Source organism: Bacillus sp. E214 (assembly GCF_008087365.1).
Classification (GTDB): Bacteria; Bacillota; Bacilli; order Bacillales; family Pradoshiaceae; genus Pradoshia.
Genome location: NZ_VENN01000005.1, coordinates 47,845 through 71,142, shown reverse-complemented (window position 1 = coordinate 71,142; position 23,298 = coordinate 47,845). Strand labels below are relative to the sequence as shown.

The window sequence follows — 23,298 nt, the reverse complement described above, 5'->3', positions numbered from 1 at the left end:
CCTCGCTCCTGACCAAGGCCCTTCAGCTTTTTTGTTTTGAATTGCTTGAAAAATTAATGAAATTTGATGATAATTAAATAAAACATGTATACTGGCTACATGCTGATGTTGGTAGAGAATATTTATACGCTTTATATAAGGGAGAAATCATGATGTTAACAGTGACACCCAAATTACCTGGAGAAAATAATAAACATTATTCGTACAGAATTATTAAGAATGGCATTATGTCTCTAGAATTAAAACCAGGACAAGCAATCAGTGAAATTGAGCTGGCTAATGAATTAAGGATTTCTCGTACTCCAATCAGGGAGGTAATCGGAAAATTAAAAGAGGAACATTTGGTTGAAGTATGGCCGCAGGTCGGTTCATACATATCAAAAATTGATTATAAATTGGTTAAAGAGGCGGCCTTTATGCGCTCTGTACTAGAAAAAGAGGTTCTTAAGTTAGCCTGCGAATCTATTTCTGATGAAACATTATTAGAGTTAAAGAAAGTTATCAGTTTACAAGAAAATTTTATAGGAAAAAAAGGAATGGAAAGAACTTTTCATGAATTGGATCAGGAATTTCACTCCCTATTTTATAAAGATCAGGAAAAAGATCATATCTGGGATGCAATAAATCGGTTAAGTACACATTATAATCGAATCCGATTGCTATCTGAAATCGAATATGATTATACAGATATTATTAAACAACATAAAAACATTATTGATATTATTGAAAATAAAAAAGTTGATCAAATAGATGAGGCTGTTAGTCACCATATATTAGGACCAGAGAAATATTGGAATAGTTTGCTGGAACCGGATAGCCAATATGCTGAATACTTTGTAGAATAATCTCATATGTCCTTATCATCAATGGTATATTGGATTATTCGATCAGCCCTTATTCATGGAATAAGGGTTTTTACTGTTTAAAAGGGTAATATAAACTTAAATTGGATGTATGTACGTTTTCCCCCCTTTAAATATAATAGATTGATAAAATTTACCGTTACTTTAGTTTCTCTAATACCCTTGCAAATATAGAGGACAGTTACTATAATCACCGATATAGGAAAAACGGTGAATGTTAGAAGAAAAGTGGGAAAGTTGAGAAATAGGGCGAAATGTCTGAATAATCTTGACAAATGTGTTAAAATGGGTAATGTTATATTAAAAGATGTTAGAATTATTAGAAAATTTAAAATGTTCAACCAGATAGAAACGGAGGGTTTTAATTGGGTAATATGAAGAGTAAATCTACAACACTAGCGATTGGCTTTATGCTCTTTGCCTTATTTTTTGGGGCTGGAAATCTAATATTCCCAGTATTAATGGGACAAATGTCAGGGTCAAATGTTTGGGAAGCTACATTTGGCTTCATCATAACTGGGGTGGGATTGCCTCTGTTAGGAGTATTGGCAATTGGGTATTCTGGCCAAAGCGATTTATATACGATGGCTAAACGTGTACACCCAATGTTTGCTATTATATTTACTACAGTTCTTTACTTGGCAATCGGGCCTTTATTTGCGATGCCGAGGACAGGAACGGTTTCATATGAAATTGGTGTTAAACCTTTAATCGGTGATATGAATAGCACAGTAGCAATGGCGCTTTTCACTGTAATCTTTTTTGCTATTACTTGTTTCTTTGCATTAAAACCAGGAAAAATTATAGATATAGTTGGTAAAATGTTAACACCAATATTATTATTTTTTATCGCTTTATTGATTCTAGCAGCTTTGTTTAATCCAATGGGAAGCCTGACAGCTCCGGCTGAACAATATACAGAAAACGCATTCTTTAAGGGTTTCCAGGAAGGTTACCTAACAATGGATACATTGGCATCCTTCGTATTTGGAATTATCATTATTAATGCAGTTCGTTCAACAGGGATTCATGGCAAAAAAGAAATGATGACAAGTGTTATGAAATCTGCTTTCATTGCAGCCGGTTTACTTGCGGTAATCTATGCAGGGCTAGCATATTTAGGTGCTACCGGTGTGGAAGAGATTGGTGCATTTGATAATGGGGGTGCGATATTAGCAGCAGCATCTCATTATTATTTTGGTTCTTATGGAAGATTAATTTTAGGACTTGCTGTTATTGCAGCGTGTTTAACGACTAGTATCGGTCTTGTGACGGCTTGTGCGGCCTACTTTAATACATTGGCTCCGAGATGGTCCTATAAAACATATGCTATTGTTTTATCGGTATTCAGTGCATTAGTTGCCAATGTGGGACTTGCCGACTTAGTGGCTATTTCAGTACCTGTCCTGACAGCTATTTATCCTTTGGCTATATGCTTGATTTTCCTTACATTCATGCACAATGTATTTAAAGGTTTTTCAGAAGTATATATTTGCAGTTTGGCATTAACCTTTATTGTTAGTTTGTTTGATGGTTTTAATGCAGCGGGTCTGCAAATAGAAGCAATCAATAATTTATTTGCTTATTTACCGCTTTACTCCGTGGGATTAGGATGGATTGCACCAGCCATATTGGGCGCTATTATTGGTTATCCGATTGGTATGATGAGACAGTCTGCTCCCATAATGAATGAAGTTCCAGATATGCAGAAAGACTAGTTAGTACATGTAAAGCCAGCGTGAGACACCGCTGGCTTTTATAATTTACTTTTTTACCAATAAAGAAAATAATCCCGGCTCTATGATGGAGCTGGGATTATCTTTTATTCTACACGCTTAGCAAGGTCGATATGATCGGCAGCAGAATTATGAGTAGAAGGCAGTGGATTCTGTATAAGAGATCCTTCTGATGGCTTTACATAATCATCATAGAAGACAGCTAATGAAGTAGTTATAAAAGGTGCAAGGTATATAGCAATACCAAAGATTGTGATATACCCGATAATCAGGCTTGCCATGCCGCTTAAATATACTCCATCATTTACAGTATCAGCACCAATAGCAATAGATACGATTCCGATAAAAATTAATACGATAGGGATAATAAACCATGGTAAAAAAGATAGGTATAGTACAAATAAATCTTTCTTTTTACCATTCATGATTCGTCGGCTTTCTGTAATCGCTTGAAGAGCGGTTAAATCGGAACGGTCACGCAAGATAAATAAAGTCATAGAATAGGCTAACGCTTTAATGATGCCGGGTATAATTAATAAAACTGACCAGAGTAAGGTAAATAAAAAGATTAAAAAGTTTGTTAAGGCATTCCTGAAATAGTTCAATTTAAAACCATCAAATAGTGTTTCAATAGAAGGATTTTGCTGCCTCTTTATAGCTAAGTGGAACCATTGATATCCTACAGCCAATGGGCTTGATATAAAGAAAAATGCAAGAATAAAAAGAAATGATTCAGCAACTCTGCTAACAAGGAGAGTTATGAAAAAAACTCCTATCGCAATTCCCCAGTAGCCAGTTAATTTTTGTTTGGCTGTGTTTTTAATCAGTTTGATATTCATTTTACAACTCTTTCCTTCTTCCTGTGTGTTTATTACTATTTATAAGAATAATATAATCTGACTGAATTTGTAAAACTATATAAGTATTTGTAATTTTTAGATAATTAGTTGGAATTTAAAAGAGCATCAAGTATAATTGGGAGTAATTAACAATACCTACCGGTCAGTATGTGAAAGGAGTGAAGGAATGGATTTTTCCTATTCGAGTAAGGTGATTGACTTGGAGAGACAGTTAAGTGATTTTATGAATAAGTATGTATATCCTAATGAAGGATTATATGAGGTTCAGTTAAATGAGCAAGAATCACGGTGGAGTCTGGTGCCTCCGATTATGGAAGACTTAAAATCAAAAGCTAAAAATGCGGGGCTTTGGAATTTATTTCTGCCTGAGAGTGAATATGGTGCTGGTCTGACCAATTTGGAATATGCACCTTTATGTGAAATAATGGGACGCTCATTAATCGGCCCTGAAGTGTTTAATTGCAGTGCTCCTGACACAGGTAATATGGAAGTATTAGAAAGGTATGGGTCTGCTGAACAGAAAGAGGAATGGCTTAAGCCTTTATTAGCTGGTGAAATACGTTCCTGTTTTTCAATGACCGAGCCAGATGTCGCTTCATCAGATGCTACGAATATTGAAGCAAGTATTGAAAAAGATGGAGATGGCTATATCATCAATGGCCGCAAGTGGTGGTCTTCAGGCGCAGGAGATCCAAGATGTAAAATTGCAATTGTGATGGGGAAGACGAACAAAATGGCAGATCGGCATGAACAGCAATCTATGATTCTTGTACCTCTTGATTCAAAAGGAGTAAAAATCGAAAGAATGCTTCCTGTTTTTGGTTATGATCATGCCCCTCATGGACATGGAGAAATTACATATGAAAACGTTAAAGTACCCGCTGAGAACATAATTTGGGGAGAGGGAAAGGGATTTGCGATAGCACAGGGAAGGCTGGGTCCAGGAAGGATTCATCATTGTATGAGGCTGATTGGGGCAGCAGAGCGTTCACTAGAAATATTATGTAAGCGCATTCAAACAAGAACTGCCTTTGGGCAGCCGCTATCTAATCAAGGTGTAATAAAAGAGTGGATTGCAAATTCAAGAATTGAAATTGAGCAGGCAAGATTATTAACTTTAAAAGCAGCTTACATGATGGATACGGTTGGGAACAAAAAAGCGAAGGCCGAGATTGCGATGATCAAAGTCGTTGCTCCAAATATGGCTTTGAAGGTTATTGACAGGGCTATACAGGGACTTGGAGCAGCAGGAGTTTCAGAGGATTATCCTTTGGCAGCTCATTGGGCAAATGCAAGAACATTGCGATTAGCTGATGGACCCGATGAAGTTCACCGTGCACAGATTGCCAAGCTAGAGCTTAAAAAATATCTAGGGGAGGAACAAGCTGATCATGAACGTTTTACAAATGTTTGATTTAACCGGTAAGACAGCGATTATCACAGGAGGCGGACGTGGGCTTGGAGCCCATATTGCACAGGGTTTGGCAGAAGCGGGAGCAAATATTGTTCTATGTTCACGCAAGATTGAGGCTTGCACCGAGGTAGCAGATCATCTGAATAAAGAATATGGAGTTGAAACCTTGGCCTTAAAATGTGATATCACGAATGCGGAAGATATTCATAGTGTCGTCTCAGAAACACTAGATAAATTTGAAGATATTGATATTCTTGTCAACAATAGCGGTGCCTCATGGGGAGCTTCTGCATTGGATATGCCGCTTGAAGCCTGGAATAAGGTTATCAATACTAATTTGACAGGTACCTTCCTGATGTCCCAGGCAGTGGGAAAGGTGATGATGGAACAGAAGCGAGGAAAAATAATCAATATTGCTTCAGTTGCGGGGCTCGGTGGAACTCAAGCTGACATGATGGATACTGTTGGGTACAATGCCAGCAAAGGAGCTGTCCTTACTTTAACAAAGGATTTGGCAGTGAAATGGGGGAAACATAATATTCATGTTAATGCAATCGCACCTGGTTTTTTCCCAACCAAAATGTCTCAGGTCTTACTCGAACGCGGAAAAGATGCAATTGAATATATGACACCGCTTGGAAGGCTTGGAAATGATGAAGACCTCAAGGGAGTTGCTTTATTCCTAGCCTCTGCTGCATCCAATTATATAACAGGTGAGGTATTGGTAGTTGATGGCGGAAAACACGCCATGGTTTAAATAAAAGATGAAGGAGATTTGACTATGGAAAATATGAAAAAGAAAGCTTGGCTTACGCAATATCCGGAAGGTATTGCATCTGAAATCGAAATTCCGAACAAATCACTGCCAGACATTCTTCATGAAACGACAATCCATTACCCCACAAACAATGCCCTATCTTTTTTTGGAAGAAAAATGACCTATCAGGAACTTTTAGGGACATCCAATCGCTTCGCCGCAGCACTTCAGAATAATGATGTTAAAAAGGGTGATAGGGTGGCAATAATGCTGCCAAACTGTCCTCAGTATGTGATTGCCTATTATGGGGCCCTATCGATGGGAGGAATTGTCACACAAATCAACCCCATGTTAGTAGCTAGAGAACTGGAATATATATTGCAGGATTCCGATGCTGAAACGATTGTTGTCATGGATGCATTCTATCAAACTGTTAAAGCGGTTCAATCTACTACGAATCTCAAAAATATTATTGTAGTAAGCCTGCAGCCATCCGGGACAGAATTTGGAGATGATTGGACATTTGAGCGATTTATCTCTGAAACAGTCATGCCAGTAGAGCCAGTAGTTATTGATCCGAGTCATGATGTTGCTGTGCTCCAATATACAGGTGGCACTACGGGGAGATCGAAAGGAGCCATGCTCACTCATCGTAATTTAGTTGCCAATATCTATCAAACAAAGGAATTTTACAAGAAGATGGTAAATAAGGGGAAGGAACGGTATCTGACTGTCATCCCATTATTCCACGTATTTGGTATGACGGCCTGTATGAATAATTGCATATTAATGGCGAGTGAAAACATATTGCTACCCCGTTTTGATTTAGAAGAGGTCCTTCAAACCATAAAACAGGAGAAGCCAACTATATTCCCTGGCGTACCAACCATGTACGTGGCGATCAACGCTCATCCTAAAGCAAAGGAATATGGGATTGATAGCATAAAAATTTCCAATAGCGGAAGTGCTCCTATGCCTATGGAATTAATGAAGGAATATGAATCAAAAACGGATTCTAAGATTTTGGAGGGTTATGGTCTTTCGGAAGCATCACCCGTTACGCATTGTAATCCGGATTTTGGTGTTCGTAAACCTGGAACAGTCGGAATTGCCTTCCCATCTACAGATTGTAAAATCGTGGATGTAGCTACAGGGGTGGAGGAAGTCCCGGTTGGCGAACTGGGAGAATTAATTGTCAAAGGTCCGCAGATTATGAAAGGCTATTGGAATATGCCTGAAGAAACGGCTGTTGCTCTCCGCAATGGATGGCTATATACAGGGGATATTGCCAGGATCGATGAAGATGGATATCTAACGATTGTTGACCGTAAAAAGGATCTAATCATTGCAAGCGGTTATAATATCTACCCTCGTGATGTAGAAGAAGTCCTGTATGAACATCCATCCGTACAGGAAGCTGTTGTAATAGGAGTTCCGGATGAGTATCGCGGAGAAACAGTCAAAGCAATTTTAGTATTAAAAGCGAATGAGTCAGCTACGGATAAAGAGATTATGGAATATTGTAAAAATAATATGGCAGCCTATCGAGTGCCGACAATTGTAGAATTTCGTGATGAATTACCAAAAACAAATGTTGGAAAAATACTTCGCCGGGCTCTGAGGGAAGAAGTCGAAACAAAGTAAGGGTGACATGAATACACACGAACTGGGGTCTTGATGATGAAACAAAAAATTAAGAACACCAGCATTTCTTTATTTGAACAAAAGGGTTTTGCAGAAACATCCATACAGGATATTGTTGATTCTTTGGGAGTTACAAAGGGAACCTTTTATTACTATTTTGCAAGTAAAGAAGAATTATTGATGAATATTCATCTCGATTATATTAATGGATTAATTGAAAGACAGGAAGCGATCCTAAATACCTCGAAGAAAACCTGTAGACAAAAAATACACGATATAGCGTATTTACTAGTGAGTGATATTCGAACCCAAGGTTTAAGTGCAAAGGTGTACTTCCGGGAAATGAAACTATTATCCGAAGATAAGCTGGAAGAGATTTTGCCAAAGCGTGATCAATTTCGCTTTAATATTGAAGATTTAATTAAGCAGGGGATAAAGACAGAGGAGTTACGTTCAGATCTAAATCCTACCATTATCACATTTGGTATTCTTGGAATATTGAACTGGAGCTATCAGTGGTTTAACCCTGAAGGTGTTATTTCTGAACATGAATTAGCAGACATTTTTGTAGAGATGATCATGAAAGGAATTGAAAAAGGGGAGTAGGATCACACTCTCCTTTTTTGAATAAAATTGCCTAATTGGAGCTGATTGGTGTAAAGATTACGAATATCTTCCGAGTTATACAGCAGGGTGTAAATATGGCGGGATGCTGTGAATGGGTAAAAGGAGGCCGCTATGGAATCAATGGTAACCGTCCGTTTTTCGGAAACAGATGCACTTGGTCATGTGAATAATACAAGTTATTTCATTTATCTCGAGGAAGCTCGTCTTCATTTTTTGAAAGAAATGGAACTGGATTTGAAAATAAGAAATTGGTCATTCATTTTGGCCTCGACTAAATGTGATTTCCTCTCTCAAGCCTATTTTGATCAAATATTAAAAATTAACACGACTGTATCCAGAGTGGGGACAAAGAGCTTTCAGCTTGAACATGATATTTACTGTGCCCAAACCGGTAACCCGATTGCCAAAGGGACTGCCATCCTTGTTCAGTTTAATTTTGACAAACAGGAAAGTGAACCGATTCCTGAATTGCTAAAAGAGAAACTGTTGAGGCTGGTCGAAGCTGTTTAATGAGTCCGATTTTTGAAAGAGGTGGGATAGACATGACCCAAAGAGTTAGTAAAGATACGATTCCCGTACGAAGCGGAGAAGAATTGCAGCAGCATGTACTTGAAGCATTTCTGCGGAGTAAGATTAACGATTTGCCAGAAGGAAACCTGGAAATTGAACAATTCTCGGCAGGTCATTCAAATTTAACCTATCAATTGAAAATAGGAACATGGGAAGCTGTTTTAAGGAAACCACCGCTAGGTCCTGTAGCTCCAAAAGCCCATGATATGCAAAGGGAATACAGCATCCTCTCAGAAGTACATCCTCTTTTCAGTCCGGCTCCAAAACCAATCCTTTACTCAGATGATGAACATGTTGTAGGGAGTCCGTTTTTTATTATGGAACGAAAGCAAGGTATTGTATTTGATACTTCTGTCCCTGAAGGCATTAAACCTTCCCGTGAACTCTTTCAAAACTTATCTCGGGAAATGGTAGGACGGCTTGTTCAGCTTCATAGCATTTCATATCAGGAAACTGGATTAAAGGAAATCAGCAAGCCTGATGGTTTTATGGAAAGACAGACAAATGGATGGATAGCACGTTATGAAAGAGCAAAAACAGATGATATTCCACATATACAAGAATTAGAAAAGTGGTTAGTCGATCATATTCCAGCTTCATGTGATGCTTCAATTATTCATTATGACTATAAATTGAACAATGCGATTTTTAATGAGGATGGGACGGAAATGGTCGGTCTATTTGACTGGGAAATGACGACGGTTGGGGATCCGCTCGCTGATCTTGGAGTAGCTATGAGCTATTGGGCAGAGGGGGACGATTCTGAAGTATTGAAGAAAGGACTGGGGAAGCCATCTGTTACGATTCGGGATGGATTTTATACAAGGGAACAATTTATTTCAGAATATGCAAGACAAAGCGGCCGTGATGTCTCCAATATGAATTTCTATTTAACATTTGCCTATTTCAAATTAGCGGGGATTTGTCAGCAAATCTACTATCGTTATCATAATGGCCAAACAAAGGATCCGAGATTTGCCAGCTTTGATAAGTATGTAAAAACATTGATTGAGCATGCTTATTCACTTACAAGGAATCAATAAGATGCTGAAAGTTCATGTCTTGCTGACCAAGGAAGATATATCACCAGAAAAACTGGCCTCAGGCAACAAGATAGCTGTTGTACTAGATATTCTCCTGGCCACAACCACGATTGTAACAGCTTTGCAGAATGGAGCAACAGAGGTTATTCCCGTTCTAAATCAGGACGAAGCTATTAAAGTAAGCAGACAATTTGAGAACGGACAAGCCTTGATGGCTGGGGAATTACATGCAGAACCAATCGATGGATTTTTTTATCCAGGACCGGTTAAAATTAGCACGCGTATCCATGGTAAAACCTTGATTCTTTCAACTACTAACGGCACAGTGGCTCTACATAAAGCGGCATATGCAAATCTAGTGTATATATCCTCCTTGCTTAATAATGCTGCCGTGGCACAGGCGATACTGAATGATAGCAAGGATGAAACTATTGTCGTGATTTGTTCAGGAAATTCAGGAGAATTCAGCCTAGAGGATTTCTATGGTGCCGGCCATTTAATTGCAAATATAACCTGCAGAACCAATCAAGGGATTGAGCTGAATGACGCTGGAAAAGCTGCATTGGCTTTTTATGACAGCCATTCATCTAATTCATACTCAGTTCTGGCGGCATCCAGAGTTGGATTGCTATTAACCAAATACGGATTAAAGGAAGATCTTCTGTTATCAAGTACAAGTGGATGTTATGAGATTGTTCCTGTGTTTAAAAATAATCGCGTTATATTAACGGTAAAAAAGGAGGTATAGGATGCGATTTCATGAGCAAGTTGCCGTGATCACTGGCGGTGGCAGCGGGATAGGAAAGGCTACAGCTCTGCGTTTGGCTAAAGAAGGAGCAAATGTCATTCTAGTTGGAAGAACCTTAGAAAAGCTTGAAAGTGTTGTTGATGAAATTAATAATCAAAGCCATCATATCCAGGCAACCTGTTTTGCGGCCGACGTTACGAAAGAAGAGGAAGTAACCGCGTTGTTAGATTTTATTGAGGATCATTTTATGGACTTGCATGTGGTCATCAATAATGCAGGTGGTTCAGTGCAATCAAAAATAATGGATACGGCCGTAGAGGCTTGGGATATCGTTCAGGAAGTGAATTTGAAGAGTGTGTTTTTAGTTTCAAAAATACTTGGAAAGTTTATGATGGAGCACGCTAACCGTGGAGGTAATAGGGCATTTGTCAATATAGCGAGTCTATCTGGCCATAAGGCTGCTGCTCATATACCTCATTATAGTTCTGCAAAAGCAGCTGTGTTGAATTTTACGAAGGCACTTGCTTTTGAAATGGCCCCATATGGTATCCGTGCAAACTCCGTATCACCTGGATTTGTTGAAACACCGTTGACAGAATGGTCTTTAACGAATGAAAGGTTTGTTAAATCAATTGAACGCAACACAGCATTGAAAAGAGTAGGAACCAGTGAGGAAATAGCCAATGTTATTGCCTTTTTAGCATCGAGTGAAGCTTCATACATGACTGGTACAGATGTACTGGTCGATGGGGGATGGATGATCACGTAAAAGAGAAAGGGAGATGGATGATGGAACACTTATTAATAAAAGAGATAGGTTCAGTTTTAGTATTAACATTAAATAGACCTGAAAGCTTGAATGCTTTTAGTCCGGAAATGATAACAGGACTAATTAGTGAATTAAAAAAAGCTGATAAAAATCCTAATGTGAAAGTGATTATTTTAAACGGAGCAGGCCGGGCGTTTAGTGCCGGCGGAGATGTAAAAACGATGGGAACCAAATCAGCAGCTACTACCTACGAGTATTTAGGAGTCATAAATGAATGTATTTTAACGATGAAGGAGATTGAAACTCCTATTATTGCTGCGGTACATGGTTTTGCGGCAGGGGCTGGTTTTAATTTGGCGCTTGCCTGTGATTTGATTGTGGCCGCTGAGGGGAGTAAGTTCGCTTTAAGTTTTTCAAAGGTTGGCCTTATTTCGGATGCAGGAGGTTCCTATTTCCTTCCACGCTTAGTTGGTCCGCACTTAGCAAAACAATTTTTCTTTTCAGCTGAACCGATACCAGCAGAACGTTTATATGAACTTGGGGTTATTAATAAACTTGTACCTTTAGAAGCTTTGCGTGATGAAGCGATTCAATATGCGACTATGCTATCCTATGGTCCAGGAAAAGCATATGGGCAAATGAAAAAACTGATTGATTATTCTTTTACGGCCACTATCGAAGATGTCCTGGAGAGAGAACGCATCACTCAAACGATGATGATAGCCACGGAGGATCATCAAGAAGGTGTATCTGCATTTAAAGAAAAAAGAAAGCCGCAGTTTACCGGCAAATAAGAGAAAGGGAGTATGTATTATGAAAGCCATTCAATTTACTGAGTACGGAGGACCAGAAGTATTAAAAATGGTCGAATTAGATAGGCCGAAACCTGGTTCACATGAAGTATTAATTGAAATACATGTAGTTGGTGTGAATTATGCAGATACTGCCAGACGCGAAGGCCAATATGTTGTACCAACCAAGCTCCCTTTTGTGCCAGGAGCAGAAGTTGCCGGGATTGTAGTCGAAACTGGCTCAGAAGTGACGAACGTAAATATTGGAGCAAGAGTGGTCACGCTGATTGAATCTGGAGGATATGCTGAGTATGCTGTTGCAGACGCTCGGTCCGTGATCCTCCTGAAAGGAGAACTGGATTTAAAAGAAGCGGTCTCCCTCCCGCTACAAGGGTTGAGTGCCTACCATATTTTAAAAACAATGGGGCAGTTGCAAGAGGGTGAAACCGTTCTCGTTCATGCGGCAGCTGGAGGAGTTGGGACTTTAGCAGTCCAATTGGCTAAATTAATGGGCGCCGGTAAAGTAATTGCAACTGCCAGCACAGAAGAAAAGCTGGAGCTTGCACGTTCTCTGGGAGCTGATGTTTGTATCAACTATACAAAAGAAGGCTGGTATAAAGACGTGCTGGAAGCGACAAACGGCCGTGGAGTCAATGTTGCGCTCGAAATGGCAGGTGGAAACGTCTTTAAAGATACACTGAAATGTTTAGCTACGTTCGGAAGATTAGTAATATATGGTGTCGCAAGCGGAGAACAGGCCGTCATGCACCCCTCATCCTTAATGGCGAGAAACCAGTCGGTCATTGGATTCTTTCTTCCACAAATTATGAAAAAACCAGAATTGCTGTTGCCGAGCATGCGTGATCTTTTTTCTTTCTTAGAAGAGGGAAAATTAAAATTAATAATAGGTGAAGTCCATCCGATTGAGGAAGCAGCGAAGGTACATGAGTTGCTACAATCGAGGAAGACAATAGGAAAGGTATTACTCCAGGTTCGTCGTTAAGGTGATGACATTCTCGCAAAGCATGCAGTTCTAGCATGGTTGTTATTGTAATAAGAGTAAGTATAAATGTGACATTATTTGATATTGCTATATTGATATGTTTTATATCTATTATAGTGAAGTAAAGAAGCATCATTAAATTTGTATTATGTGCCATTGTTTTTACTAGTTCTTATTTTGTAAACTATTATAGTGAAATAAAAAAATAAGGACTGAAGATAATGGAATGGAAAAACATATATCGTGGTATGTTAATGGGAATCAGTGATTTAATTCCCGGTGTAAGTGGAGGAACCATAGCGTTTATATTAGGTATTTATGATCGCTTATTATTATCAATCAGTGGCTTTTTTAGCCGTGATTGGAGAAGGTATCTGGGCTTTTTATTGCCACTCGCAATCGGTATGGGGTTTACTATACTGACGTTTAGCCGATTGATTGATTATTTGCTGGAGCATCATCATGAACCGACACAATTCTTTTTTGTAGGGTTAATCATCGGTGTACTGCCATTTATTATAAGACAGGCAGAGGTGAAAAAACACTTTACAGGAAAGCATTTTGTGGTTGTCGTTTTGGTCGCGATCATGATGGCAGCACTAGGTTTCCTGAAGCCGAATGAATCTGTTGTTATATCTGATGTAACGCTTTTATCTGGGCTTGGATTATTCTTTTCCGGCTGGCTTGCAAGTATGGCTATGCTGCTTCCAGGTATTAGTGGCTCGTTTATATTATTGTTGCTCGGTGTTTATTCAACTGTTATTTCTGCTTTATCAGATTTAAACTTTACAATTATTATACTTGTAGGGGCTGGAGCAGTGGTTGGCTTTATTGTGAGCAGTAAAGCAATTAGCTTTTTACTGAGGGCATATCCACATATGACGTTTGCAGTCATAATGGGGTTGATTATTGGATCTATATTTGTAATCGTTCCTGGATTGCCAACAGGAATAGGTACTATACTGCTATGTTGTATAACTTTTGTGGCAGGTCTTTTGGTAACGAAAATTTTTACGAAGTAATAATTGACTAGAAAGTATAAGGATTGTCTCGGACAATCCTTTTTTATTTTGTTTCGACTGCACTGTTAAAACAATTATGTGGGATAGATAGGAAAAGGGCGTTTATGCTTAGAATATTAAGACATAAGCAAATGTATAGATTAACTACAATTTTACAATAAAAAGTATTGGAGGTTGAATCGTGCAAAAGGGACTGAGGTTTATATTTTTGGCATGTCTTATTTTAGGAGTATCAGCATGTGGAAGCGAAAAAGAAGAGACGATAAATAAGGATAATAAAAAGAATCAAACTACAGAAGATGTAAGTACGGATAATAAAGAAGGTACCGAAGATAAAGAAACAAAAAATGGCGTGGCATCAAAAGGAGAAGAGCCATCTGTATCCTCTGAGGTGTATCAAGATCGATTTACTTCTGGCAATATGGGTGTGAAAAAGATACTATATGAAAATTTAAAAATGAATGACACTAAAAATATTGAGGACGTAATCATTACGTTAGAAGGTATACAGTATGCTGAGATAACCCCATCAGAGGAAACTAAATCAAAGTTCAAAAATTTAAATGAAAGAGACCGTATCATACTTACCATGAAAATAAAGCTTGTGAACAATTTCAAACAACCATTAATATTTAAATCCATTCGTTCTTTTTTAAGAGGGAACGATAATCAAATAACCTATCTGCCAGAAACAAATCTGGAGCCGAGCCAACAAGGAGAAATTGCTGCCGGAACATCTAGTGAAAAGCTTCATGTCTTTTTAATAGACAAGGATTTGTTCTTAATTACACGAAATTTAAAATTGGAGTTTGGGCCATTCCTAAACAGTGAAGGTAAAGATTTATTTAATGGTAAAAAGACAGAATTTGAAATCCCATTACCGAAGTAATAGCTATAAAAAGAACCGTAATTCTGCTTGTCAGAATCACGGTTCTATCCCTGTGTTAAACATGTTGCAGATTGTTAAGAATTAATCAAATCTGGAGTCACTAAGAATGCGGCCAATCTCTTCCATATGGCCTGTTTCATCGGAGATAAGATCTTCTAGTTTGACAACTAATTCAGTTAAGCCTAATTCCTCAGCTTGTTTCTTGCGTGTTTCGTAGCGATCTATTGTATCTTTTTCTGCCTGATAGGCAGATTCAAGCATTACCTTAACATCAGTGGTTTGTTTAACTTCTGCTGGTGTTACAGTTGGTGTTCCACCCAATGTACTGATTTTTTCTGCAAGATATAAAGCATGTCCCTGTTCATCGGCTATTTCACCTTCAAAGAAAGGTTTCAGTGTTTGTCTGTATAAACCAGAAACCATTGCCGCATAGCTAGAATACATGATTGATGCAGCATATTCGTTTGCTAGATCTTCATTTAAACCATCTATTAATTCTTTTAATTTTTTTTCCATTCTATAATCCACTCCTTCTATATTCTATAATTCAAATGTACCCTACTTTACTACATATTAAGCATTTTTTTTGTGGCAGGATTTTGAAATGTTCAGGGAATATTTTTACATAATAAAAAGCCTGATCCGATAAAGGACCAAGCTTGGATTATTAAGTCAGATTAATTTTGAGAAATTAATACGTTTATTGAGAGCATACATAATTGGAGCACCAATTGTCATGACTGCTAATTCTCCAGCTGCGGTTGTTGCCCATGCAAACCAGAAAGGAAGTTTCAAAACAATATTTAACTCTATAGCAATTAAGAACATGGTAAAAGTAAAAACGAATGTATTAATAGCCATCCTTGCCCAAATATTGCGGACAAATCGGAAGGTTAGAATGGTGATTGTTAATGCTAGTATGGATTGGCCAACACCAAATATTAAATCATATGCACCCATTGATGAGAAAAAGAGGTTAGAGATAAATACTCCTATCACAATCCCATACATGTATTTTTTATTAAATACAATCAAGTGATTGAACATTTCAGGTACTCGAAACTGAATGTTCGAAAATGCGATTGGCTGTACGATTATAGTGACAGCAATATATAAGGCTGCCAAAACTCCATTTACAGCAAGCGTTCTAATATTCATTTTTTTCTCTCCCTTAGTTTTTTATCGTGGGATGGTTACGAACCACGTTTAGTATTTCCGAAGACACCAAATAATCATAAGCATAATAAGATGCCTAGTCAACAAAGGATTGTAGTTGGATCATGGCCAAAACATCATCGTATAGTTATGATCGACTGGCATAAATCAATAAAAGACGCCGAGAGAAATCTCGGCGTCGTCTCTTATTTAATCGTTAGTTTAATGACTTGGAGTTAATTTTTTTGTATTGATTGGTTTTATGTCATCCTTTTTGAAGATAGTTTTACGAATCCAGGGAAGAACGTAATAGTCTCCACCGAATCGGCCGGCATTTGCACCTGCTACAAGAATAACCATTCCCAGTATGATGTAGAGCGGGTTAGTAGATACTGTTCCGCCAAATAAAAACATAAAATTCATTAATAATCCAAAGAAGGCAGCTGTAGTTGTTAAGACACCAAGCAGTAACCCAAGCCCAACTAGAAATTCTCCCCATGGAATTAAGATGTTGATTAACCCTACGTTAGGAATCGCAAATTTTTCAATGAATGAACCATAAATCGGATACAGTGCCCCTCCGTCTGGCCCAGTTACAGGATTAGCAACAATATTTCCAAGGAATCCGGATGCATCAAATGCTCCGCCTTTAATTTTCTCAAATCCATGAATCATCCATTCATAACCAAGATACAGTCTTATAATCAATAATAGTCCGGAGGCATATTTATTAGTTCGTAACCAATTCATCATTTTAAATCACTCCCATATGGATTTAACTGGCTCTAATCCGCGGTTTTTAGTTCCAGTAACTTTCTATACCTTATTTATATACCATATGCTTGATAATGTGGTGCATTATCCCAGTGTTTCTTTTTTTGTACAAAAATATGTGAACCTTTTAAGTTAATACTAAAAACAACTTTACAAACGTGATATTGTTCGTTCCTTCACAAACTTTTACATAATGAACCAATTAGTGTTGTATTAGAATGAAAAATAACACTCTTAATTAAATGAGCTATTTAAAAATTTATATATAAGAGTAAAATATATTTAATGATAAAAGGTTAGAAAGAGAACATTTAAGGAAAATAATAGTATAGGTGTTTGAAGGAGGAATGGGAATGAGCTTACAATCAGTTATTATTGAAGCATTACATGTTAAACCGGAAATAAACCCTAAAGAAGAAATCAAAGACAGAGTTGGGTTCCTAAAAAGTTACTTAAAGAAGAGCGGAGCAAAAGGATTTGTTCTAGGAATCAGTGGCGGTCAGGATTCTACATTGGCAGGACGTCTGGCTCAGATGGCTGTGGAAGAACTGCGTGAGGAAGGGGTTGCGGCTAAATTTATTGCTGTCAGACTTCCATATGGAGTACAGCAAGATGAAGATGATGCTCAGCGTGCTCTGCAATTTATTAAACCAGATGAAAGTATTACTTTTAATGTCAAGTCTACTGTCGATGTCATTACAGATCAATACAAAGAAGCAACTAATGAAGCATTAACCGATTTTAATAAAGGGAATGTGAAAGCAAGGCTTCGTATGATTGCGCAATATGCCATTGGTGGACAAAATGGACTTCTGGTAATAGGTACAGACCATGCTGCTGAGGCAGTGACAGGTTTTTATACAAAATATGGAGACGGCGGAGCTGATGTTCTTCCTTTATCGGGTCTCTCTAAGCGCCAGGGCAGAGAATTGCTTAAAGAATTGGGAGCTGAGGAAAGACTTTATATGAAAGAGCCGACTGCCGATTTGCTGGATAATAAACCGCAGCAAGCTGATGAAACAGAGCTTGGCTTAAAATATGATACGATTGACGACTATTTGGAAGGCCGTAAAGTCGATGCTGAAGCTGCATTAAAAATTGAAAAACAATATTTAAAAACAGAACACAAACGTCAAATGCCTGCATCCATTCACGATAATTGGTGGAAATAACTAACCAAAAAGTAAGCCTGTGATTTTCATAATCATGGGCTTATTCTATTGTAAGGTGAAATGAATCGTGATTAAGATAACGATATACTGGTATAATTAATTGGAGAAAAATAAAAAACACGAATTGTTTTAGTTAATTTTCTGAGGGTATAGGATATAATCTATTAATATATTTATTTCAAATATGACAAATGTTCCATTTTGCTATCATATTGTATTGAAGATGAAACTTTACCGAAACCGTTTTGCAATCAAATTTTATTACACTATATAAGTTATAAACTATTCTATTGAACAAATTTGTGTGAGAGAACCAGGGAGGGGTCGTATGATGAATAATGAAAATAACTTGATTGAAAAGTCCTTATATAAAACCTTATTAACAAACGATAATGCGGCGAATCCGTTGCTTATAATAAGTGAAGAATTTTTGGCAGAACAACAAAAGGAATTGCCTGAGCTATCAACGCTTAGATTTGCTCAGGGAGAGCTTTATTTCCATTATAAAGACTATGAGACATCCATTTTTAAATGGGAAAAGGTTAGCAATGACCTGGCGCCTTGGGCTATAAAGAATATGGCGGATGCTTACTTTGCAATGGCTATGTATAAAAACGCTGAAGAGCTATATAAATCTATCGAATCAGACTCGATTATATTGAATACCGAAGTTGGATTGCAATTATTTGCTCTATATACGAAATTGGATAAAACTGAACTGGCTGATAAAACGATTAAAAAGGTAGTTAAGTTGAATCCAGATGACTCTCAAGTAACAGAAATAGCACGTTCATTCTTTGAAGAGCAACGTGATTGGAATAGTGCAGTTGAACTTGCAGTAAATGAATCCATCCGTACGGAGTCATTGCTTTGGTATGATGTTCTGCAGTCCTATATTGATCAGGGTGTAACGAAAAATATGGAACCTGGATATTTTTACCAAGTATTACATAAGCTCTATTCCATAGATAGCGGTCAATTTGAACAACTTGCAGTATCTCTTTGGAACAGCTATAAGGGAGAACCGGCATATTTGCAATGGGTTCAGGGATTTAATGATTTACTGCAGGATCTGGAACTTGTTCATCCCGAACCATGGTCAGATTTATCTTTCTTATTTAAAGAGGGTTACTTCGAATTAATTAATGGACATAAATTATTAAAAACATTAAAGGGTTTATTACCAAGTTTATTACGTAACTGGATTCGCATAACAGATAGGAAGCATGCTCTTTTAGCTTCTTCTGCTATATTGGCATGGAACGATAATTTTCCTGGTATGATAGGTCAAATAGATATTGATCATGCAGAGAGAGTATTAATGCAGGCTGAAAATAACCGGAATGGCTTGGAGGATAGCGTTCGATTATTTGAGGAAATTGATCAATGGGCAAATCAAAATAATTTATCTGTCAGCGAAAGACAAAAATGGATTATTGATGAATTATTAGATGTAAATGTACAGCATATTATGATTGCCGGAACTAGCGGTAGCGGTAAATCTGCCTTAATTCATTCTATTTTAGGAGAAGAGTTATTTGATAAACCAACTTCATCGGCTATCATGTTTAAAAATGCCGAAGAAGAAAGCATAATGGAAGTGACAGACTCTTCGATTAATCCACTAAATTTAGAGGAACTTGAAGATAAGGTTTCAAACAGAAACTTTGTTGATAACAAGCCAAGTATCATTGAATACCATCTTCCGAGTCAATTCTTGGCCGAAAATCAAATAGCAATCATCGATACTCCCGGATTCAGTATTGCAAATAATAAAATCCAGGAAGTACGCCGTTATTTGAATATGGCAGATGGTCTTTTACTTGTATTAGATGTAAATGATCCATTTACAAACAAAGAACGCGAAATTGTTATGGCCCTTCATGAACAAGTGCCAGATCTGCCAATTCATTTCTTATTAAATAAAATGGATCTTGTTCACAATGATCAGGAGGCTATTCGTATAGTGGATGAAGCTTGGTCCAGAATCAGTCCTTACCTGCCAAATGCTACAATTTTTGCTCATTCTGCTCATTATAGAAGCAATAGGCAGCTTTCAGATTTTGCTGAATTTATTAAAATGAATCTAACAAGCAAATATAAGGAAAGCGCTCGTACTGCTAAGCTGCTTCACTTTGTACGTGAGACTATATCAAGCTTGCTGGACCAACGATTGGAAAGGGAAGAAAGCTTGATTGAATCCATTCATTGGAATGAGGACCTTTTAGCAAAACTAAATGGTGCGAAGAATCAGATGGAGGATTTGGAGAAAGAAAAAGCAGTATTGTTGCGTAAGACGTTTAAACAAAGGAAGGAAGCCATTCGCCTTGATGTGGAGGCGGCGGTACCTAAAATTCTCCGAGCCAGCAAAGATTTAATTACAGAGGACAGTGATTTCCGCAAGATTCATATAGACTTAAATGAGAAAATGAATGTACGGATTCAGGAATACCTGGAGAATACGATTTTGCCTAAGTATTTTTATTCCTTAAAGGATTGGATTACCGAAGCGGAAGTAGAGTTAAAAGAGAGTCAGGCTTATTTAAAAGAAATGGCTGAAGGCTTCAATGCCATTTATCAGGAAGAACGAATGAAAATGGAATGTGATTTCAGAGTGCTGGATGACTGGCGCAGGGATGCAAACCGAATGACGAGCGGTGTACAAATGGAGACCATTAATATACTGCTTCGCCACACACCGCAACAATTATTATTGAAGAGTGCAGGCATGTTATTCGGATCGATTGCGAATAAAAGTGTTATGTACAATAAATATACAACGTTGATTGAAACACAGGATTATACAGAGGTTGCTCAATTGATTGCAGATAAATTCCTGCTGCAATTTGATATGTTTGAAAAATCGATTACTCGAGATGTTTCAATGTTCTTTGCAGATCCGACAGAAGTAATGAATGGTGCAATGTCAGATACGAATGAGAAAATTGCTGAACATAATGGCGTACTTGAGAAGATGCGTTCTCAGCCAGAATTGTATCGTGACCCATTAAAGCTATACGAATTGCGATTACGACAATACGAATGGATTTTAATTGGCCAAAAAGAAGTTCAAACTATTTCAAGGTAAAAAAAGGTGATTCAGGATGGTGGTTAAGCCATCCTGAATCACCTTTTTTATGTGAAGTTTAGGAGCTTTAAGATGTTCGCAGTTTATAGAATTTAATGAAATTTTTAACAATAACCTTTACTACTGAATAAGTAGGTATAGCTATGAGAATTCCTATAAATCCGTATAAGGAACCCGCTACAAGCAGCAATAATATGACCGTCAGCGGGTGGATATCCAGACGTTTTCCCATTACCTGAGGTGTAACGAGATGACCCTCAAGCTGCTGGACAATGACTAATAATATCAGAACTTTAAAGGCTGTAAATGGGCTGATTAATAGACCTGATATAATCGCAGGGATGGTTCCAAGGAACGGTCCAAGGAAAGGTACAACGGTCAGTAAAGTTGCAAAAATAGCTAAAATTAATGCGTTCTCAAGCCCAATAATTAGATATCCAATATACATAAGGATGCCATCGACTATTGCAACGATAAATTGACCGACGATATAAGTGGATAAGGTTTTATCAACATCCATTAAAATTCTGTTGCCCTCGTCCTCTACATTAGCAGGGATATGCTTTAATAAAAAGGGTCTGAGTTTATGCCCATCCTTAAGAAAATAAAAAACAATAAAGGGAACAATTAAAAGTACAGTGACTATGCTCGTAACTGTCGAAAATATGGTTACAGCATGATCGGATAATACTTTAGGAAAACTATCCGCATATTCTTTCCCGTATTGAGTGAGCTTGTCTACGGAAAAATAGGTTGAGGCGGCATTCTCATTTATAATTTCCTTTGACTGGGATGTGATTGTTTCTATTCTGTCCGGTATTTTATCGATGAGTTCTTCGCTCTGAGAAACAATGACGGGCCCCAAGAAATGGACACCAGCATAACCCATTCCGCCAATTACTGCATAAATGAGAAGTATACTGATAGTAATCGGCATATACTTACTCAAAAAATGAACGACCGGCCTCAATATATAATATAGAAGACCAGCTATTAAAATCGGAAAAAAGATGGTTATAATCAGTTTTTGGAATGGCCATATAAAGTAATCAATCTTCCCTAATAAATAGATAATGATTAGTATTAAAATAGTGCCGGTTGCATACTTATAAAAAGGTTTATTAAACCACATAGAGCACCCCCAAATGTTAAATTAATGTCTTCACATCTATACCCTTAATTGGTTTAGTTATACTCCAATGTCAGGTAAATAAATGGCACCGCATAACCTGAGAAAACAAACAGCGATTATCATAATAATAAAGTGATAATCGCTGTTTAATATTCTAATATATTAATTTGGTGAACCTTTCATCATCGATGATGACAAATTATTGTTCTTTAATTATAATACCTAATTTAGTAAATGCCTGATTTACGCTGCTTTCTGTTTGGATACATGAAAAATCAATTCCAAGCTGTATGCTTGTTTGTGCCACCTCGGCACGAATTCCTGTCATGATTACCTCTACACCGATTAATTTGAGTGCTTCTATCATTTGAAAAAGGCGGTGTGCTACCAAAGTATCAACGATAAAAACCCCTGATAAATCAATAATTAATTTGGAGATTTGATTGTCTGCACTTTGCTGAAGGGTACTTTCGTTTATAGCTCTGGCTCTGGTGGAATCAATATCACCCACTATCGGCAGTAATCCGATATTTTCAGTCAATTTAATCACAGGAGAACTTAACTCATTGATTAGGTTGGATTGTGAGTGGATTCGCTTTATCAATATGTTTGTATAGTTTTCTGTATAGCTATGTGTAAGTTGATCTATTGTAGAATTAAACTTTTCCTCCCAGAAAAAAATATCTTTAAAGGTAATATCCAAGCTGGTAATATCGATAAATTTTTGGGTGTACTTCCATATAACTCTTCTTAAAAGCCCGGCAGCATTAATAGAATTACTTAGAGGTGTACCGGATTCAAGGCGTACCTCTGCAATAGATAATGTGCGTTCTTTTATTATATAATCTCTCTCTTCTTCTGATTGAAACAAGCTGTTTGCTATTAAAAATAAATATTCTTTAAACTGCTTCTTTAATGCATTAATTGTATGGATAGATCCGTTAAGAGAATAATCTGCTTCAGTACTCTTCGGCATTAGTGAATACCAATCTTCAATTATTTCATCTGAATGAGTAATCAAATAATCATATAAGGCTTTTGATTTAGTTTCCATAATGACCTCTTTTCTTTACCATTCTATATTCAATATTTTGCGTGTATTATGAGAAAAACACAATTAATTAATTACTATTTTTGGAAGAAAAACATGGTTTATTTTAAAGGAATTTGTAGTTTTGACTTTTAGTGTCATAAAATACAAAAAATTCAAAATTAAATTGCGTATTCTTGTAAGCAACCTT

General features: G+C 37.3%; 22 protein-coding genes and 1 riboswitch. Of the genes, 16 read left to right on the top strand and 6 right to left on the bottom strand.

Translation table 11 applies throughout. The features are described 5' to 3' along the window. Positions 1-152 precede the first annotated feature (152 nt). Positions 153-845: a GntR family transcriptional regulator gene (locus FHY47_RS15625; RefSeq protein ID WP_066108055.1), complete on the top strand. Its 693-nt coding sequence runs from the start codon at positions 153-155 to the stop codon at positions 843-845. A gap of 383 nt (positions 846-1,228) precedes the next feature. Then, a complete protein-coding gene (gene brnQ / locus FHY47_RS15620) occupies positions 1,229-2,581 on the top strand; it encodes a branched-chain amino acid transport system II carrier protein (protein WP_373925501.1) in 1,353 nt (450 codons plus the stop codon). A gap of 104 nt (positions 2,582-2,685) precedes the next feature. Here brnQ and FHY47_RS15615 read toward each other — a convergent pair whose 3' ends face one another. Next, positions 2,686-3,438 (bottom strand): DUF975 family protein, encoded by a 753-nt coding sequence (locus tag FHY47_RS15615; protein ID WP_139892683.1) that lies wholly within the window; start codon positions 3,436-3,438, stop codon positions 2,686-2,688. A 187-nt stretch (positions 3,439-3,625) separates the two neighbouring features. Here FHY47_RS15615 and FHY47_RS15610 point away from each other — a divergent pair, with 187 nt between their 5' ends. The 12 genes from FHY47_RS15610 to FHY47_RS15555 all read left to right on the top strand — a co-directional run bounded on the left by FHY47_RS15610 (position 3,626) and on the right by FHY47_RS15555 (position 14,736). Continuing rightward, positions 3,626-4,873 (top strand): acyl-CoA dehydrogenase family protein, encoded by a 1,248-nt coding sequence (locus FHY47_RS15610; protein WP_139892682.1) that lies wholly within the window; start codon positions 3,626-3,628, stop codon positions 4,871-4,873. Next, positions 4,851-5,630: an SDR family oxidoreductase gene (locus FHY47_RS15605; protein ID WP_139892681.1), complete on the top strand. Its 780-nt coding sequence runs from the start codon at positions 4,851-4,853 to the stop codon at positions 5,628-5,630. The genes FHY47_RS15610 and FHY47_RS15605 overlap by 23 nt, the downstream gene beginning before the upstream one ends. Positions 5,631-5,663: 33 nt before the next feature. Further along, a complete protein-coding gene (locus tag FHY47_RS15600) occupies positions 5,664-7,274 on the top strand; it encodes a long-chain-fatty-acid--CoA ligase (RefSeq protein WP_140462209.1) in 1,611 nt (536 codons plus the stop codon). Positions 7,275-7,310: 36 nt separating this feature from the next. After that, positions 7,311-7,880, top strand: a complete 570-nt coding sequence (locus tag FHY47_RS15595; protein WP_148631079.1) for a TetR/AcrR family transcriptional regulator — start codon at positions 7,311-7,313, stop codon at positions 7,878-7,880. Between the two features lie 132 nt (positions 7,881-8,012). Continuing rightward, on the top strand, positions 8,013-8,411 hold the full coding sequence (locus tag FHY47_RS15590; RefSeq protein ID WP_066108042.1) for an acyl-CoA thioesterase: 399 nt from the start codon (positions 8,013-8,015) through the stop codon (positions 8,409-8,411). 32 nt (positions 8,412-8,443) lie between these two features. Then, complete coding sequence (locus FHY47_RS15585; RefSeq protein ID WP_066108040.1) at positions 8,444-9,514, top strand: phosphotransferase family protein; 1,071 nt, start codon at positions 8,444-8,446, stop codon at positions 9,512-9,514. Position 9,515: 1 nt separating this feature from the next. Beyond that, positions 9,516-10,262: a 2-phosphosulfolactate phosphatase gene (locus FHY47_RS15580; RefSeq protein ID WP_139892678.1), complete on the top strand. Its 747-nt coding sequence runs from the start codon at positions 9,516-9,518 to the stop codon at positions 10,260-10,262. 1 nt (position 10,263) lies between these two features. Then, positions 10,264-11,031, top strand: coding sequence for an SDR family NAD(P)-dependent oxidoreductase (locus tag FHY47_RS15575; RefSeq protein WP_066108035.1), 768 nt, complete (start codon positions 10,264-10,266; stop codon positions 11,029-11,031). Between the two features lie 20 nt (positions 11,032-11,051). Next, positions 11,052-11,825, top strand: a complete 774-nt coding sequence (locus FHY47_RS15570) for an enoyl-CoA hydratase/isomerase family protein (protein WP_066108548.1) — start codon at positions 11,052-11,054, stop codon at positions 11,823-11,825. A 19-nt stretch (positions 11,826-11,844) separates the two neighbouring features. After that, positions 11,845-12,825: a quinone oxidoreductase family protein gene (locus FHY47_RS15565; RefSeq protein WP_139892677.1), complete on the top strand. Its 981-nt coding sequence runs from the start codon at positions 11,845-11,847 to the stop codon at positions 12,823-12,825. Positions 12,826-13,046: 221 nt separating this feature from the next. Next, complete coding sequence (locus FHY47_RS15560; RefSeq protein ID WP_066108029.1) at positions 13,047-13,847, top strand: DUF368 domain-containing protein; 801 nt, start codon at positions 13,047-13,049, stop codon at positions 13,845-13,847. 181 nt (positions 13,848-14,028) lie between these two features. Further along, a complete protein-coding gene (locus FHY47_RS15555) occupies positions 14,029-14,736 on the top strand; it encodes a DUF4352 domain-containing protein (RefSeq protein WP_148631077.1) in 708 nt (235 codons plus the stop codon). 81 nt (positions 14,737-14,817) lie between these two features. Here FHY47_RS15555 and FHY47_RS15550 read toward each other — a convergent pair whose 3' ends face one another. The 3 genes from FHY47_RS15550 to FHY47_RS15540 all read right to left on the bottom strand — a co-directional run bounded on the left by FHY47_RS15550 (position 14,818) and on the right by FHY47_RS15540 (position 16,644). After that, entirely contained in the window at positions 14,818-15,252 is a 435-nt protein-coding gene (locus FHY47_RS15550) for a ferritin-like domain-containing protein (RefSeq protein ID WP_066108023.1), read from the bottom strand. A 156-nt stretch (positions 15,253-15,408) separates the two neighbouring features. Then, complete coding sequence (locus FHY47_RS15545) at positions 15,409-15,894, bottom strand: QueT transporter family protein (RefSeq protein WP_066108019.1); 486 nt, start codon at positions 15,892-15,894, stop codon at positions 15,409-15,411. Positions 15,895-15,901: 7 nt separating this feature from the next. Then, a riboswitch (PreQ1 riboswitch) is annotated at positions 15,902-15,946 on the bottom strand. Between the two features lie 167 nt (positions 15,947-16,113). Continuing rightward, entirely contained in the window at positions 16,114-16,644 is a 531-nt protein-coding gene (locus FHY47_RS15540; RefSeq protein WP_148631075.1) for a DoxX family membrane protein, read from the bottom strand. Between the two features lie 374 nt (positions 16,645-17,018). On the opposite strand from FHY47_RS15540, the gene nadE reads away from it, so the two are divergent. Together nadE and FHY47_RS15530 are read left to right on the top strand one after the other, a co-directional pair. Beyond that, positions 17,019-17,837 carry an ammonia-dependent NAD(+) synthetase gene (nadE, locus tag FHY47_RS15535; protein ID WP_066108014.1) on the top strand — a complete coding sequence of 273 codons (819 nt, stop codon included), beginning with the start codon at positions 17,019-17,021 and terminating at the stop codon, positions 17,835-17,837. A 328-nt stretch (positions 17,838-18,165) separates the two neighbouring features. Next, positions 18,166-20,925: a GTP-binding protein gene (locus FHY47_RS15530; RefSeq protein WP_139892676.1), complete on the top strand. Its 2,760-nt coding sequence runs from the start codon at positions 18,166-18,168 to the stop codon at positions 20,923-20,925. Between the two features lie 67 nt (positions 20,926-20,992). Here FHY47_RS15530 and FHY47_RS15525 read toward each other — a convergent pair whose 3' ends face one another. Together FHY47_RS15525 and FHY47_RS15520 are read right to left on the bottom strand one after the other, a co-directional pair. After that, on the bottom strand, positions 20,993-22,057 hold the full coding sequence (locus FHY47_RS15525) for an AI-2E family transporter (protein ID WP_140462191.1): 1,065 nt from the start codon (positions 22,055-22,057) through the stop codon (positions 20,993-20,995). Positions 22,058-22,256: 199 nt separating this feature from the next. Continuing rightward, positions 22,257-23,111: an STAS domain-containing protein gene (locus tag FHY47_RS15520; RefSeq protein ID WP_066108008.1), complete on the bottom strand. Its 855-nt coding sequence runs from the start codon at positions 23,109-23,111 to the stop codon at positions 22,257-22,259. Positions 23,112-23,298 lie beyond the last annotated feature (187 nt).

What these genes read in the sequence shown, in the direction of transcription:
- FHY47_RS15625 (WP_066108055.1), top strand. Translation starts at nt 153, where the DNA reads ATGTTAACAGTGACACCCAAATTACCTGGAGAAAATAATAAACATTAT.
- FHY47_RS15615 (WP_139892683.1), bottom strand. Translation starts at nt 3,438, where the DNA reads ATGAATATCAAACTGATTAAAAACACAGCCAAACAAAAATTAACTGGC.
- FHY47_RS15610 (WP_139892682.1), top strand. Translation starts at nt 3,626, where the DNA reads ATGGATTTTTCCTATTCGAGTAAGGTGATTGACTTGGAGAGACAGTTA.
- FHY47_RS15605 (WP_139892681.1), top strand. Translation starts at nt 4,851, where the DNA reads ATGAACGTTTTACAAATGTTTGATTTAACCGGTAAGACAGCGATTATC.
- FHY47_RS15600 (WP_140462209.1), top strand. Translation starts at nt 5,664, where the DNA reads ATGAAAAAGAAAGCTTGGCTTACGCAATATCCGGAAGGTATTGCATCT.
- FHY47_RS15595 (WP_148631079.1), top strand. Translation starts at nt 7,311, where the DNA reads ATGAAACAAAAAATTAAGAACACCAGCATTTCTTTATTTGAACAAAAG.
- FHY47_RS15590 (WP_066108042.1), top strand. Translation starts at nt 8,013, where the DNA reads ATGGAATCAATGGTAACCGTCCGTTTTTCGGAAACAGATGCACTTGGT.
- FHY47_RS15585 (WP_066108040.1), top strand. Translation starts at nt 8,444, where the DNA reads ATGACCCAAAGAGTTAGTAAAGATACGATTCCCGTACGAAGCGGAGAA.
- FHY47_RS15580 (WP_139892678.1), top strand. Translation starts at nt 9,516, where the DNA reads ATGCTGAAAGTTCATGTCTTGCTGACCAAGGAAGATATATCACCAGAA.
- FHY47_RS15575 (WP_066108035.1), top strand. Translation starts at nt 10,264, where the DNA reads ATGCGATTTCATGAGCAAGTTGCCGTGATCACTGGCGGTGGCAGCGGG.
- FHY47_RS15570 (WP_066108548.1), top strand. Translation starts at nt 11,052, where the DNA reads ATGGAACACTTATTAATAAAAGAGATAGGTTCAGTTTTAGTATTAACA.
- FHY47_RS15565 (WP_139892677.1), top strand. Translation starts at nt 11,845, where the DNA reads ATGAAAGCCATTCAATTTACTGAGTACGGAGGACCAGAAGTATTAAAA.
- FHY47_RS15560 (WP_066108029.1), top strand. Translation starts at nt 13,047, where the DNA reads ATGGAATGGAAAAACATATATCGTGGTATGTTAATGGGAATCAGTGAT.
- FHY47_RS15550 (WP_066108023.1), bottom strand. Translation starts at nt 15,252, where the DNA reads ATGGAAAAAAAATTAAAAGAATTAATAGATGGTTTAAATGAAGATCTA.
- FHY47_RS15545 (WP_066108019.1), bottom strand. Translation starts at nt 15,894, where the DNA reads ATGAATATTAGAACGCTTGCTGTAAATGGAGTTTTGGCAGCCTTATAT.
- FHY47_RS15540 (WP_148631075.1), bottom strand. Translation starts at nt 16,644, where the DNA reads ATGATGAATTGGTTACGAACTAATAAATATGCCTCCGGACTATTATTG.
- nadE (WP_066108014.1), top strand. Translation starts at nt 17,019, where the DNA reads ATGAGCTTACAATCAGTTATTATTGAAGCATTACATGTTAAACCGGAA.
- FHY47_RS15530 (WP_139892676.1), top strand. Translation starts at nt 18,166, where the DNA reads ATGATGAATAATGAAAATAACTTGATTGAAAAGTCCTTATATAAAACC.
- FHY47_RS15525 (WP_140462191.1), bottom strand. Translation starts at nt 22,057, where the DNA reads ATGTGGTTTAATAAACCTTTTTATAAGTATGCAACCGGCACTATTTTA.
- FHY47_RS15520 (WP_066108008.1), bottom strand. Translation starts at nt 23,111, where the DNA reads ATGGAAACTAAATCAAAAGCCTTATATGATTATTTGATTACTCATTCA.